General features: G+C 46.6%; 1 protein-coding gene. It reads right to left on the bottom strand.

Annotated features, from left to right (window positions below; translation table 11 throughout):
• The coding region (locus AB4298_RS21100; RefSeq protein WP_371988313.1) for an Ig-like domain-containing protein at positions 1 to 659 on the bottom strand (659 nt) is incomplete at both ends.

Genomic DNA, 659 nt, shown 5'->3' with positions numbered 1-659 from the left:
ACAAAGCTTGCCACATCAATAGTAATTGTTTGCGCATCCATCGCCATTGCAGGTACGGCAAAGTCGTTTGCTGTTAACTTACCTTGCGATGCTGAAATAATACTCACCACACTGCTCGACGTGTCCATGCCATCGGTCACGCTATAGTGCAAACTCGTCGTCCCCTCAACTCCATTCGGTGTATAGGTTAAAACTAAACCGTTTTGCGACAAGGTGGCTGGTAAAACAACATCGCTAATGCTGCTCAGTGTTAACGTGTCACCATCGGCATCACTGATTGCATCAGCGAGGTTAATCTCAACTGAAGGTTTGGTAACTGAGTATGGGTCAACCGTGACCGTTACCGGGTTGGCAACAGGCGCTGTATTGGTCAGCTCTACGCTAATTTCATTTTGCGCAAAACCACCTTTTCCATCACTGATAACATAGGTAAATTTGTCATTAGTCACCGCTGTAGATAGCGTGTAAGTTAATGATAGGTCGTCATTAATAACCACTGGATTCACCGCGCCAACGACGTTCGTTAACGTAAGCTCATCACCGTCGGTATCATCAACAAGCGGGCTAAGGTTTAGCGTTTGCTCAGGTGCAGTCAGTGCCGTGCTCAGCGAAAATGTATACGTCTTACCTTGTGCTGTTGGTACCGTGTTATTTGGGGT

The sequence above is a fragment of the Shewanella sp. 10N.261.52.F9 genome, assembly GCF_041471165.1.
GTDB lineage: Bacteria > Pseudomonadota > Gammaproteobacteria > Enterobacterales > Shewanellaceae > Shewanella > Shewanella marinintestina.
This window is presented reverse-complemented; position numbering and strand designations above follow the sequence as displayed.